The sequence below is a fragment of the Cytobacillus sp. SAFR-174 genome (genome assembly GCF_051964675.1).
Lineage (GTDB): Bacteria > Bacillota > Bacilli > Bacillales > Cytobacillaceae > Cytobacillus.
In genome coordinates, this window is the sequence record NZ_JBQCMZ010000023.1 from 22,205 (window position 1) to 34,445 (window position 12,241).

Here is a 12,241-nt window from a genome sequence, read left to right on the forward strand (position 1 = left end):
AATGCAAAGACCTTATTTGAAATCTGTAATAATGTACTGTGTTAACGAGTTGCAGGGACAAAGAACTATATATTCCATTTTACATTTGCTCAATGGAAAAAAGTCTTCCCAGACCATCCAAGATGCTCATCTATTTCAACTAACCCCTTTTTTTCGTACATTTGGAAATTTAAGCAGGGGAGTACTGGATCATCTTGCAGAAGAAATCCTAAGCAGCAGGTGGATGACTGCAATTGATGAAAAGCATTACATTTTAACTGCAGAAGGGAAGAAAGAGCTCGAAAGATCTCTTTTAGAATGTCCAATACCTTCATCATTAAACGGATGGCTGTATCTTAGTACAAGTGAATTGTTTTGGGAGAGGATTACGCTTTTAATTCAGGTAATATCCCACTTAAATAATAACAATGTAAAATACCTTCCTATCCAAAGAAAAAGAGATATTCATGAATGGCTGAAAGACTTTCTGAGAACATCTGGATTTGCCCGCGATGAAGTTGGGGTTATGCTGTACAGGGAACTTGGCCAGTGCCTCGAAGAGCTGAATGATATTAATCCTGCTGTGCTGACATTGAGGCTGACAGGCTATAACCGTATTGGCCTCACAGCTGTTCAGGCTTCTGAACAGCTTGGAATCAGCCAGGATTATTACCACCATCAGTTCCTTGGAGCTATTCATCATATACTGGCAAGCGCAAGAGATAATTCTGCCGAATATCCGCTAATCAATAAGATCTTGAGCGATGCAGGAAATGAAGTTCAGCTAACATTGTCTGCCCAAAAGACTTACACAATGTTAAAACAGGGACTGGATTTGGATGATATAGCTAAAATGAGAAGATTGAAAAAAAGTACTATTGAGGATCATGTTGTGGAAGTAGCATTAAACGACAGCCGGTTTAATATCACACGTTATGTCTCAGAGGAAAAACAGAAGCTGATCCTTCATGCAGCTAATCGTGCTGATTCAATGCAATTAAAGCAAATACGTCAAATAGTGCCTGAATCCGATTATTTTGAAATCAGATTAGTAATGGCAAAGCTTGGAGAGGGACAATGAGATTGGACGAACTTTTGGAAAGAAAATTTGGATACTCTGCCTTCAGACCTGGACAAAAGGAAATTATTGAATCTGTGCTCGCAGGAAGGAATACTGTTGCCATGCTGCCTACAGGTACAGGAAAATCCCTTTGTTATCAGCTGCCGGGATATATGATTGAAGGCCAGGTGATTATAATTTCTCCTTTGCTGTCCCTGATGCAGGATCAGGCAGAACAGCTTATGATGAATGGGGAAAAAAAGGTGATAGCATTCAATTCTTTTCTATCCCGTTCTGAAAAAAAACAGGCATTAACTAATCTGAATCAGTATAAGTTTATCTTTATTTCACCCGAAATGCTCTATTATGAATCAATACAATCTCAGTTGAAAAAATTGCGCATCGCTTTATTTGTTGTTGATGAAGCTCATTGTATCTCCCAATGGGGATATGATTTCAGGCCAGATTATTTAAAGCTTGGCGAAGTGAGACAAAAGATAGGGAACCCGGTTACGCTTGCTTTAACTGCCACAGCTACGCATGAGGTTAAAGCAGATATAAAAAAGTCACTCGGCATTCTTGACTGCAGCGAATTTATTTATTCGGTTGACCGTCCTAATATAGCGCTAACTGTAGAAAAAGCAGAAAATTTCCGTGTGAAAACAAAGAGGCTTGTGGAGCTTGCTGAGAGCCTTGAGGGTCCTGGCATAATATATTTTTCCAGCAAAAAAATGGCTGAACAAACAGCCGATATGCTTAGGGGAAATGGAGCTAAAAGAGTGATGGCTTATCATGGGGGAATGGACCAGGAAAGCCGCATCCTTGTGCAGCAGCAGTTTATCCATGGGCAGCTCGATCTTATTTGCGCTACAAGCGCCTTTGGCATGGGCATCAATAAAGATAATATCCGGTATGTGATACACTTTCATATGCCTCTTCAGATTGAATCTTATTTGCAGGAAATTGGGCGGGCAGGAAGGGATGGAAAACAAAGTATAGCTATTATGCTCTATACACCAGGTGATGAGCAGCTTCCCATACAAATTGCAGAAAATGAATTTCCTGACAAGTCTCAAATTGATTGGATCAGCAGCTGGATGGAAGAAAACCCGAATGCGATCACGAATGTCAGTGCTTATGAAGAACAAATTAAACAGCGTTCCGGTTTAACAGAAATTCAGTGGAGAATATTTAATGACTTTTTTGAACGGAAAGCCAAATCCGGACTGGGGTATAAAAGGATTCTGCAGGAAATGAATGCGTACTGCGAAGGCAGAATCAAATTGAAAAGAAATAGCATTGAGGAAGTGTATAGGTGGATACACACAAAAAACTGCCGGAGAGAAAATATACTTTCCTTTTTTGATGAGGAAAAAAATACCCCGGTCCAATACTGCTGTGATATATGCGGTTTGCAATTTGATGAATTCATAAGAAACACAAAATCAGATAATCAGGATAGTATGCTTTATGATTGGAAAAATCATTTAGAATATCTCCTGATTCCAAGTGAGTGAACCGAGTTGAAGAAAAAATACGAGGACGTCATTAAGGAATTAACTGACAAGGAACTATTATTCCATCTTTATCTTACTCAGGTGCTTATTTTAGCCATTGCTTTCATCCTTAGTATTATATTATTTAACAGCTTTGAGGAATTCCAGGCTCTTTTTGTACTTGATGATATTAATATTCTTGTCATTGGGGCAGCGGCAGGATTGGCTGTTGTCCTGATTGATATTGTTTTGATGAAGCTCCTCCCTGAGGAAATGTATGATGATGGAGGGTTAAATAAGAAAATCTTTCAAAACCGCCATATTCTTCATATTGCTTTTATTGCAGCAGTGGTGGCAATAAGCGAAGAACTTCTGTTCAGAGGTGTCATTCAGACCCATTTTGGACTTGCAATCTCCAGTCTTATTTTTGCACTTGTTCATTATCGATATCTTTTTAATTGGTTTTTGTTTGTAAATATTATTACATTAAGCTTTTTTATAGGTTATATTTATCATATATCCAATAATTTGCTTGTTACGATTGTTATGCATTTTCTGATTGATTTTCTTCTGGGTATCCTGATTCGAAAACGGTACCTGAAAAAATCAAAAGAGGAAAAGGCAATGAACAATAGCTAACAGCAGCGTCAAATAAACTTCTTATGATTTTATTTACAGGAAGGGATGAAACATGAATAAAGAAGACCCATATAGAGATCAGGCTGAAAGACTCCGCAAGAGGATTGACAGAAAACAGGAAACGGGAGACAGCGGGCAAAAATCCGCTTTGCCGCCGCGGAGCCGTATACATCAGGAAAAAAGAAAAAAAAATAAATGGAGAGTTAAATACCCTGTTATTCGTTTGCTGGCTTTATTTTTTATCCTTCTCCCGATTACCATTTTCAGCATTTATCAATATGTAAGCAGTGATAAAAGCACCAATACCGGGTTAAATGCAGAATCTGAAGAAATTGGTTCTGAAACGGTCGTTTTTGCCACAAATGATGATGATGAAGGGACAACCATTGAAGTAAGAGAAGAGCGGGAAACTGAGAAAACTGAAGCTGAGAAACCTGAAAAAGCTAAAGAGTCACATGAAAAAGAAGCTGCCAGCGACCAGCAGGAAAAACAGACTTCTCAAAAGCCTGATGAAGAAGATAAAGGTTCTGAATCCGCTTCCGAAAAGCAGGCCAGGCAAACAGCTTCTGAAAGTACAGACCCGTCGAAAACTGCCGGGACACAGGAAGAATTAAAAAAGGAAGTCAAAGTTGTCTACCATACGGTTAAACCAAAGGAAACAATCTTTCGAATTGCCATGACCTATTATAAATCCCAATCCGGAATTGAAATAATAAAGAAAGCCAACAATTTGCCGTCAAATGAAATACAAACGGGCCAGGTATTAAAAATTCCTCTTGAGCAATAAAAGAGTCTATGACCAAATGCTGTCTTCTCTCCCAGTCATAGAATAATGTACAAGCTCATACATTTATTATGAAAGGGAGGGAGCGTTTTTGGAATCGCCGATTAGAATGCTTGACGAACGTACAGACCAGGCAACAAGAAAAATGCTTGAGAAAGTTGTGGAGAGAAAACAAAAGTTTGATCGATTCAAGTCCTGGCATTTAATTGCCATGTGGGCGACCGTTTTTATATCCTTTTTATTCTTTTTTTACCTTTATAAAAGTGTTATGCAGCCTTACTCTTACTCGTTTGCATCGATGTTTTCGGCTTTTGTCAAACAGTCTGCTAATTTCTATTTACTAGTTTTTACGGTTGGCGTTTATGGGTTTATGAATCTTTTGAGAGAAAAAAGAGATAAAGCAGAAAAAGAATTTCATGCACTAAGGTGTGAAATAATTGATAAGAGCAAAGATCTCTGGAAAAAAGAAGATGAATGGAAAAATCGCCATAACGTTTTCGAAATGATGAAAAAAAATTATGATATAAACCTTTATCATGAGAACAAATGAAAAAAGAAGCAGCCTGCCTGCTTCTTTTTGTTAAGTATTTAGAAGAATTTCTTTTTATCCCGTTCTTCCTTTAGAATCTCAACGGCTTCTCTGAAGCGCTGGGAATGGATGATCTCTCTTTCTCTTAAAAACCGGAGTCCGTCATTTAGATCCGGATCATCACTCATATTTATAATCCACTGATAGGTTGCCCTTGCTTTCTCTTCTGCGGCGATATCTTCGTATAAATCTGCTATTGGATCGCCTTTTGCCTGGATATAAGAAGCCGTCCAAGGCACACCTGCAGCATTATGATAAAACAGAGCATTATCATGGTTAGCATAATGGGCATCCAGGCCTGCAGCCTTCATTTGATCAGGCGTTGCATCCTTCGTTAATTTGTAAATCATTGTAGCAATCATTTCCAAATGTGCAAACTCCTCTGTTCCAATATCTGTAAGAAGTCCGATGACTTTATCCGGAATAGTATATCGCTGATTCAAATATCTTAGTGCGGCCGCAAGTTCACCGTCCGCACCCCCATATTGCTCTATTAGATACTTTGCCAGTTTAGGATTGCAAGTGCTTACCTTCACCGGATATTGCAGTTTTTTTTCATAAACCCACATTTTTTTCTCAGCCTCCTTTGGAAGTCCGTTAGTAAGCCTTGAGCGCCTTCCTATGAAGAAGGCGCCTGAAAATCAAATTATACCTGCCATGGCCACGGGGGATCATCCCAATTCCATGGCTGTCCCGAATAACTGTGGCCAAATTGCATTAATGGACCATATTTGCTTTCGATGGCATTTCTCAGTTTTTTCCGTTCTTTTGCATAATGGTTGAATTGCTTAATGGCTTCTGTATCATTATTGTGAGTATCAAGGTATAAAGTCAGCTCAACAAGAACAAAGTCTACAGCCTGAAGCTGTTCAAGAAGCTGGTAGTAATCTGCGGGTAATTGTTTCATTATTGCTGTCCCTCCCTGGCTTTTTCATAGGGACTGTACCATGGATCATAGAAAGCCTTCCACAGAGTTCCTGTTTTTAAGGCCTGCATGGGTGTAAATTGTTCCAGTCCTGGCGGCTGAAAACCCATATAAAGGTTTGGAGGTGTGGAATAAGTTTTGACCTTTATAGGAGTGCAGGGGTCAAAGGGGCTAACATATGGGTGCCAGGTCTTACGGAGTGTATTCATCATAATCCCTCCTTTTTATGCGTCATTGAAACTTATGAGAAACACAGTGTTTTTATGATCGTTTACTCCAATAAAAAGAGGGAAAAGTTGAATAAATGGCGAAATATATGTTAGGTCTAATTAATATTACTCTTGAGGTGATGGCAATGTTTGTGAAAAGTATTATGATTCCTAAACATAACTGTAAAACGATCAGACAAGATGAAGCATTGAAAGATGCTCTGGATTTGCTTGAGGATAACCAGATCGATGGACTTCCTGTGTTGGATGGCGATCAATATGCCGGCATAATTACCAGATATGGAATATATGAGAACTTCTTTTTGTCAGGAAAATCAAAGGAAGAGTTTCTTGGAGGAACACTCGTAAAAGATATTGCCACACATCAGGAGCAATATTTGCAGGGAAATGAAATCTTTGAAAAAACACTTCTGGATTTAAAGGATTTTCCTTTACTTGCTGTTTTGGGCGAAAATCGTAAATTTCTTGGCATCGTTACCCGCTTTGATGTTCTTGCTCAATTTCAATCTGCTTTCGGGACGAATAAACCCGGTGTCAGGATTGCGTTTACCTCTGTGGAAGCGGAAGGGCGAATCGCCCGTTTGGCCGAAATCGCCCATTATTTCCATGAACACATCATATCCCTTGTTACTTTTGATGAAACAGACAAGCTGGTTCGCCGCATCGTGATGAAAGTGGAGAAAAATGATAATATGGATAAGTTCATCAGCCGGCTTGAAAAATCCGGTTTCCGTGTTCTGGATATTACAGAAGATTAATGCATATATAGTCAACAAAAAAAATCCTTCTCATACACTCTGTATGGGAGGGATTTTTATTGTTTATTATTTTGCTGAAGCTGGTGACAGGCTTTATTGGCGGCATTTTATATATTAAATTTTTTCCGGTGTCTATTCCCATGGGCATTTCAGATATGATTGTTATTTTTGTGCTCGAGCCGGCAGGCTTTGTCCTGGGAATGACTTTTTTTCTTATCTCCTTTATAGCCAACGCAGAAATCATTAGGATGATCATCGAATGGACTGCCGGAGTTTTTAAAAATATCAAGTCATTGAAAGAAAGGAATGCTTTGTTTGGGGCTGTTGTGATCTTATTGCTGATGGTATGCTTTTTTACTTTGTCAGTCCTTTCGCCATGGGAAGCGTTTGCCCTTTTCTGTTTTTCAGCAATCTATGGTATTATTTCTTTAGATTTCAAGAAAATCAATTTTGCTGGTGATTGAGTAAAGGCGATTGATGGCAGGAGGATTTATGATATACTTAATAGCTTTAGCCTTAATTGGCGGTGCAGGTTTACTATTGTTTATGCTTAGGGAGGCTTTTGCAGATAGAATTATATATAAAGAGCTTTCTTTTCCTGAATTTCCTGAAAGCTTTGGTGAAATAAAGCTTTTTTTTATTTCTGATATTCATAAGAGGACAGTATCAGAAACCATAATCGGGAAGATAAAAGAGAAGAAGCCTGATCTGGTGATTATCGGCGGCGATCTCTTGGAAAAAGGAGTTCCTTTTGATAGAGTAAAGAAAAACCTGCTGAGTTTGAAGGAATGCGGGCCTGTCTATTTCGTGTGGGGGAATAATGATTATGAAGTGGATTACCATCAGCTCGACGCCCTCCTCCTCGAATGCGGAGTGAAAATTCTTGATAACACTGCCCTCTCCTTTGAATCATCGGAAGGTGAGCGTTTTATTCTGCTGGGAACAGATGATCTCAGCAAAGAGAGGCATCGGCTCGACCTTGCACTTAAGGATGCAGGCTCTGATGGTTTTCGGGTTCTTGTCAGCCATGATCCAAGAATCATTAATAGTATAGAAAAAGAACAAAATATTCACCTTGTCTTAAGCGGGCATACGCATGGGGGCCAAATACATATTTTGGGGTATAGCCCTTATGAAAAGGGACGGATAGAAGTGCTGCCGCAAACAACAATTCTGATCAGCAACGGCTATGGAACGACTGGAGTGCCTTTGAGGCTGGGGGCAAAGTCTGAAACACACTTCATCACCTTAAAAAAAGCTGATATCTTATCTTCAAAATGAAAACACATCCAGATTTTACAATTCTTACGGTCGTTTTTATACTTTTTAAGTAGGTATAAATTTTGAAATTTAATCGCTGTCCAGCGATATTTGCTAATTAGCATTGAAGGGAGGGCTTTAGCATGGCAACTGAAGAAGGTAAATATAATATTAAGGCTGTTTCTAAGATGCTCGGCATTCAGCCAGGAACCTTAAGGGCGTGGGAAAGGCGATATCAAATCGTTGCTCCAAAGAGAAATGAATCCGGCCATAGACTATACAACGAAGAGCATATCAAAATATTAAAATGGCTGATCAGGAAAGTAGATCAGGGCTTTTCCATCAGCCAGGCTGTTTCCCTTCTGGAGAACAAGGAATTAAATGCCGAGCCGCTTCAGATGGATAAGGAAGGAGACCGGTCGGGTGCCCTCGCCAATGAGCTTCTTGAAGCTCTCCTTCATTTTAATGAATCGAAAGCGCATGATTTGATTAATCAGGCTTTTAGTTTTTACACAATAGATAAAGTCTTAATTGATATACTAGGCTCTCTTTTAGTGAAAATTGGACACCTATGGGAGGAGGGGAAAATTACCAGTGCTCATGAGCACTTTGCCTCGTCCATATTAAGATCAAGAATAGGGATGATTCTGCATTCCTTTCCGCATAACGGGGTTCTGCCAAAGGTGGTCGCAGTTTGCGGCCCTGGAGAAGCTCACGAATTAGGACTTTTAATTTTTACGTTGTTTCTGCGGAGAAGAGGATTTGAGGTTGTTTACCTTGGGACAAGCATAGCTGATGAAGATATTGACACTGTAATTGAAGTGGTTAAACCCAAGTTTTTATTTCTGTCGTGTACAATGAAGTCCAACGTGCCGGAAACCCTTAAACTTTCAGAGCGACTTACGGGGACTTATGGAAACATCCATGTAGGCATTGGGGGATTCGGCATTGATTCACTAAGTAATGAAGAAAAAATGAATTATAAACAGTTTATACCCGGCAGTTCTCCGCAAGAATGGGAAGAGTGGATTAAAGAACGGCTCCTATAAACAAATGATCTGGCGGTAAATTGCCGGGTCTTTTCTTTTTTTAGTCACAGAAAAAAAGACGACTCACAAACTAAGCAATATATCATACACTAAACCAAAGAGTTGGTTCAGGTCAGGGGGCTTACCATGCGCTTAGAACGATTGAATTATAATAAAATTAAAATCTTTCTCACTTTAGATGACTTGAATGATAGGGGACTGACTAAGGAAGATGTCTTGAAGGATTCATTAAAATGGCATCAGCTTTTTCATGAAATGCTGGAAGAAGCAAGTGAAGAATTCGGTGTAGACATTCATGGCTCAGTTGCAGTGGAAATATTCTCCATGCAGGCACAGGGAATGGTGATGATTGTTACAATGGAGGAGCAGATGGATGAAGAGCTCCTTGAGGATGGTTTTATTGAAATGCAGGTAACTGTTGATGGCAGTGAAGATATATTATTCGAATTCCGGGATTTTGAAGATGTAATTCAAATGGCAAGAAGTCTGAACAGCGTGCAGATTGAGGAAGGAAGCCTGTACTATTATAAAGAAAAGTATTTTTATCATGCAAGAGATTTGGAGGGGGAAAAAAATATTCACCGGGTAATTGCCATTTTAGCTGAGTACGGTGATTCAGCTTTTACAAGCATTCACGTTATTCAGGAATATGGGAAAGTGCTGATTGAAGCCGATGCTGTAAAAAAGCTGGTGGAATATTTCTCTTAATGTGGAAGAGGGGATCCAACCTCTTTTTTTTATGCAGGTCACTCTTTTGCAATATGCATTTGCTGCATCCAGCAACGAATCTGGATTAATAGCTCATGAATTATATAAAAATTGGGTAAACCAAATATAGTCAAACAGCTGCAATAATATCATATATAAAGCTTTTACTTTACAAAAGGAAACAGGATGTTTCTATTGCTCTTCAGCGGGAAAAGGAGTACTGGGAGTAAACAGAAAATTCCCTTTAATATCAACGCTGATAGCGTTTTCATAAAAATATCAAAAAATGCGGAAAACTGTATTATTCTTCTTGCATAAATTAGGCAAAGGTGTATACTATTCCATGGAAGCGGACAACTAATGAAAGTGATTTTTCTAGGAGGTTTACAAATGGTAGCCGAGAAAGGTACTGATTCAAATAAAGCTGAAAAATTGGACGTTTTAAAGTCGACTCAAACGGTCATACATAAGGCTTTAGGGAAGCTGGGTTATTCTGATGAGGTTTATGAGCTTCTTAAAGAGCCAATTCGTATGATGACAGTGAAAATTCCTGTACGGATGGATGACGGAACAGTAAAAGTCTTTACTGGCTACCGGGCCCAGCATAATGATGCTGTTGGTCCTACTAAAGGCGGTATTCGTTTTCACCCGAATGTAACTGAAAAGGAAGTAAAGGCACTGTCAATTTGGATGAGCTTGAAATGCGGAATTGTAGATCTTCCATATGGCGGAGGTAAAGGCGGAATCGTTTGTGACCCGCGCGATATGTCCTTCGGTGAGTTAGAGCGGTTAAGCCGCGGATATGTTCGGGCAATCAGTCAAATTGTAGGTCCTACTAAGGATATTCCTGCGCCTGATGTATTTACCAACTCGCAGATCATGGCATGGATGATGGATGAATACAGCCGGATTGATGAATTTAATTCCCCAGGCTTTATTACCGGTAAACCACTTGTACTTGGGGGTTCCCATGGACGGGAATCAGCAACAGCTAAAGGGGTTACAATTTGCATTCGGGAAGCTGCCAAGAAAAAAGGCATCAACCTTGAAGGTGCAAGAGTTGTTGTTCAGGGATTCGGAAACGCTGGAAGTTTCCTCTCAAAGTTTATGCATGATGCAGGTGCAAAGGTTGTTGGTATTTCAGATGCTTATGGCGGTTTATATGATCCGAACGGCCTTGATATTGATTATCTCTTGGATCGCCGTGACAGCTTTGGCACTGTGACAAAATTGTTTAATGATACAATTTCAAATAAAGAGCTGCTTGAACTTGATTGCGATATTCTGGTCCCGGCAGCCATAGAAAACCAGATAACAGAAGAAAATGCACCTAACATAAGAGCTGGCATTGTAGTGGAGGCGGCTAACGGTCCAACTACTTTGGAAGCAACACGGATTCTGTCTGAGCGGGGAATCCTGCTTGTCCCTGATGTACTGGCTTCTGCCGGCGGTGTAACAGTATCCTATTTCGAATGGGTTCAAAATAATCAGGGATATTACTGGACTGAAGAAGAAGTAGAAGAAAAGCTTGAGAAAGTCATGGTTAAGTCATTCGATAATATCTATCAGACATCCCAAACACGCCGTGTCGATATGCGTCTGGCTGCCTATATGGTAGGTGTCAGAAAAATGGCGGAAGCTTCAAGATTCCGCGGGTGGATTTAACTGTAAATCTTCACATTTGAATAATCATAAAAAATCTCCTATCATAAACTGATGGGAGATTTTTTATAAACAGCAGCATGAAATACTTGTTTTTGGCATTTAAGGAGTGAGAATCTTGAATATAGACGCTATTATTGTTGGGGGAGGGCCCTGCGGACTGGCAGCTGCCATAGCCCTTCAGGAAGCTGGAAAAAACCCCCTTGTTATCGAAAAGGGCAATATCGTAAATGCAATATACAACTACCCGACACACCAGACTTTCTTCAGCACAAGTGAGAAGCTCGAAATCGGCGGGGTGCCCTTCATAACGGAAAATTACAAGCCTAAGAGAAACCAGGCGCTAACGTATTACCGGGAAGTGGTGAAAAGGAAGGGCATTAAGATCAATGCTTACGAAAAAGTTCTAAATGTAGTAAAAAATCATTCCGAAGCATTTGAAGTACAAACTGATAAGGGGGCTTATACAGTCAATAACGTCATAATTGCTACAGGTTATTATGATAATCCCAATTTCATGGAAGTTCCCGGTGAGGATCTTTCAAAGGTATTTCACTATTTCAAAGAAGCTCACCCATTCTTTGATAAAGACGTAGCAGTTATCGGAGGGAAGAACTCAAGCGTTGATGCAGCAATTGAACTGGTAAAAGCAGGAGCAAGAGTTACGGTGATATATCGTGGAACAGAATATTCACCAAGCATAAAGCCCTGGATTCTGCCTGAGTTTGAGGCTTTAGTGAGAAATGGCGTCATTAAAATGGAATTCAATGCACATGTGAAAGAAATTAGTGAAAACAAGCTATTATATTCAGTGGATGGTAAAACCTTTGACATTAAGAACGATTTTGTGTTTGCCATGACTGGTTATCATCCTGATCACGGATTTTTAAGAAATATGGGGATTCAAATTAATGATGAAACCGGGCGCCCTCACTTTAACCCTGAAACAATGGAAACGAATGTCCCTGGAATATTTATTGCAGGTGTAATAGCTGCCGGAAATAATGCTAACGAAATTTTTATTGAAAATGGAAGATTTCACGGCGGACAAATAGCAAAAGCAATAATTGAAAAAGAGAGCGGAAACTGCAAAGGCTGATCA

15 protein-coding genes are annotated in these 12,241 nt (G+C 39.6%); 12 read left to right on the plus strand and 3 right to left on the minus strand.

From position 1 onward, the window contains the following. Positions 1–223: 223 nt before the first annotated feature. From ACTHRG_RS19535 to ACTHRG_RS19555, 5 genes are all read left to right on the plus strand, one after another. Positions 224–1,060 carry a helix-turn-helix domain-containing protein gene (locus ACTHRG_RS19535; protein ID WP_286148979.1) on the plus strand — a complete coding sequence of 279 codons (837 nt, stop codon included), beginning with the start codon at positions 224–226 and terminating at the stop codon, positions 1,058–1,060. Next, a complete protein-coding gene (locus ACTHRG_RS19540; RefSeq protein ID WP_440231834.1) occupies positions 1,057–2,556 on the plus strand; it encodes a RecQ family ATP-dependent DNA helicase in 1,500 nt (499 codons plus the stop codon). Before ACTHRG_RS19535 ends, ACTHRG_RS19540 begins: the two co-directional genes overlap by 4 nt. Before the next feature lie 6 nt (positions 2,557–2,562). Further along, positions 2,563–3,174, plus strand: coding sequence for a CPBP family intramembrane glutamic endopeptidase (locus tag ACTHRG_RS19545; protein ID WP_076260408.1), 612 nt, complete (start codon positions 2,563–2,565; stop codon positions 3,172–3,174). Positions 3,175–3,226: 52 nt separating this feature from the next. Beyond that, a complete protein-coding gene (locus ACTHRG_RS19550; RefSeq protein WP_076260410.1) occupies positions 3,227–3,961 on the plus strand; it encodes a LysM peptidoglycan-binding domain-containing protein in 735 nt (244 codons plus the stop codon). 88 nt (positions 3,962–4,049) lie between these two features. Next, positions 4,050–4,508: a YpbF family protein gene (locus tag ACTHRG_RS19555; RefSeq protein WP_076260412.1), complete on the plus strand. Its 459-nt coding sequence runs from the start codon at positions 4,050–4,052 to the stop codon at positions 4,506–4,508. Positions 4,509–4,546: 38 nt separating this feature from the next. On the opposite strand, the gene cotJC is transcribed toward ACTHRG_RS19555, so the two are convergent. The 3 genes from cotJC to ACTHRG_RS19570 form a co-directional block, all read right to left on the minus strand. Further along, entirely contained in the window at positions 4,547–5,116 is a 570-nt protein-coding gene (cotJC, locus tag ACTHRG_RS19560) for a spore coat protein CotJC (protein WP_061792468.1), read from the minus strand. 77 nt (positions 5,117–5,193) lie between these two features. Further along, positions 5,194–5,454 (minus strand): spore coat protein CotJB, encoded by a 261-nt coding sequence (locus ACTHRG_RS19565; RefSeq protein ID WP_048008141.1) that lies wholly within the window; start codon positions 5,452–5,454, stop codon positions 5,194–5,196. Further along, positions 5,454–5,681 carry a spore coat associated protein CotJA gene (locus ACTHRG_RS19570; protein WP_076260414.1) on the minus strand — a complete coding sequence of 76 codons (228 nt, stop codon included), beginning with the start codon at positions 5,679–5,681 and terminating at the stop codon, positions 5,454–5,456. Before ACTHRG_RS19570 ends, ACTHRG_RS19565 begins: the two co-directional genes overlap by 1 nt. 146 nt (positions 5,682–5,827) lie before the next feature. Between ACTHRG_RS19570 and ACTHRG_RS19575 the strand changes: the two genes are divergently transcribed. From ACTHRG_RS19575 to ACTHRG_RS19605, 7 genes are all read left to right on the plus strand, one after another. Continuing rightward, positions 5,828–6,460 (plus strand): CBS domain-containing protein, encoded by a 633-nt coding sequence (locus tag ACTHRG_RS19575; RefSeq protein ID WP_061792426.1) that lies wholly within the window; start codon positions 5,828–5,830, stop codon positions 6,458–6,460. A 59-nt stretch (positions 6,461–6,519) separates the two neighbouring features. Continuing rightward, positions 6,520–6,924: a hypothetical protein gene (locus ACTHRG_RS19580; protein WP_076260416.1), complete on the plus strand. Its 405-nt coding sequence runs from the start codon at positions 6,520–6,522 to the stop codon at positions 6,922–6,924. 28 nt (positions 6,925–6,952) lie between these two features. After that, entirely contained in the window at positions 6,953–7,741 is a 789-nt protein-coding gene (locus ACTHRG_RS19585; protein ID WP_440231835.1) for a metallophosphoesterase, read from the plus strand. Positions 7,742–7,863: 122 nt separating this feature from the next. Next, a complete protein-coding gene (locus tag ACTHRG_RS19590; protein WP_076260420.1) occupies positions 7,864–8,769 on the plus strand; it encodes a MerR family transcriptional regulator in 906 nt (301 codons plus the stop codon). A gap of 126 nt (positions 8,770–8,895) precedes the next feature. Next, positions 8,896–9,477, plus strand: coding sequence for a genetic competence negative regulator (locus ACTHRG_RS19595; RefSeq protein WP_076260422.1), 582 nt, complete (start codon positions 8,896–8,898; stop codon positions 9,475–9,477). A gap of 390 nt (positions 9,478–9,867) precedes the next feature. Next, on the plus strand, positions 9,868–11,142 hold the full coding sequence (locus ACTHRG_RS19600) for a Glu/Leu/Phe/Val family dehydrogenase (protein WP_076260425.1): 1,275 nt from the start codon (positions 9,868–9,870) through the stop codon (positions 11,140–11,142). Positions 11,143–11,257: 115 nt separating this feature from the next. Next, positions 11,258–12,238, plus strand: coding sequence for a YpdA family putative bacillithiol disulfide reductase (locus ACTHRG_RS19605; RefSeq protein ID WP_076260427.1), 981 nt, complete (start codon positions 11,258–11,260; stop codon positions 12,236–12,238). Positions 12,239–12,241: the final 3 nt, after the last annotated feature.

What these genes read in the sequence shown, in the direction of transcription:
- ACTHRG_RS19590 (WP_076260420.1), top strand. Translation starts at nt 7,864, where the DNA reads ATGGCAACTGAAGAAGGTAAATATAATATTAAGGCTGTTTCTAAGATG.
- ACTHRG_RS19570 (WP_076260414.1), bottom strand. Translation starts at nt 5,681, where the DNA reads ATGAATACACTCCGTAAGACCTGGCACCCATATGTTAGCCCCTTTGAC.
- ACTHRG_RS19575 (WP_061792426.1), top strand. Translation starts at nt 5,828, where the DNA reads ATGTTTGTGAAAAGTATTATGATTCCTAAACATAACTGTAAAACGATC.
- ACTHRG_RS19600 (WP_076260425.1), top strand. Translation starts at nt 9,868, where the DNA reads ATGGTAGCCGAGAAAGGTACTGATTCAAATAAAGCTGAAAAATTGGAC.
- ACTHRG_RS19540 (WP_440231834.1), top strand. Translation starts at nt 1,057, where the DNA reads ATGAGATTGGACGAACTTTTGGAAAGAAAATTTGGATACTCTGCCTTC.
- ACTHRG_RS19550 (WP_076260410.1), top strand. Translation starts at nt 3,227, where the DNA reads ATGAATAAAGAAGACCCATATAGAGATCAGGCTGAAAGACTCCGCAAG.
- ACTHRG_RS19585 (WP_440231835.1), top strand. Translation starts at nt 6,953, where the DNA reads ATGATATACTTAATAGCTTTAGCCTTAATTGGCGGTGCAGGTTTACTA.
- ACTHRG_RS19595 (WP_076260422.1), top strand. Translation starts at nt 8,896, where the DNA reads ATGCGCTTAGAACGATTGAATTATAATAAAATTAAAATCTTTCTCACT.
- ACTHRG_RS19565 (WP_048008141.1), bottom strand. Translation starts at nt 5,454, where the DNA reads ATGAAACAATTACCCGCAGATTACTACCAGCTTCTTGAACAGCTTCAG.
- ACTHRG_RS19535 (WP_286148979.1), top strand. Translation starts at nt 224, where the DNA reads ATGACTGCAATTGATGAAAAGCATTACATTTTAACTGCAGAAGGGAAG.
- cotJC (WP_061792468.1), bottom strand. Translation starts at nt 5,116, where the DNA reads ATGTGGGTTTATGAAAAAAAACTGCAATATCCGGTGAAGGTAAGCACT.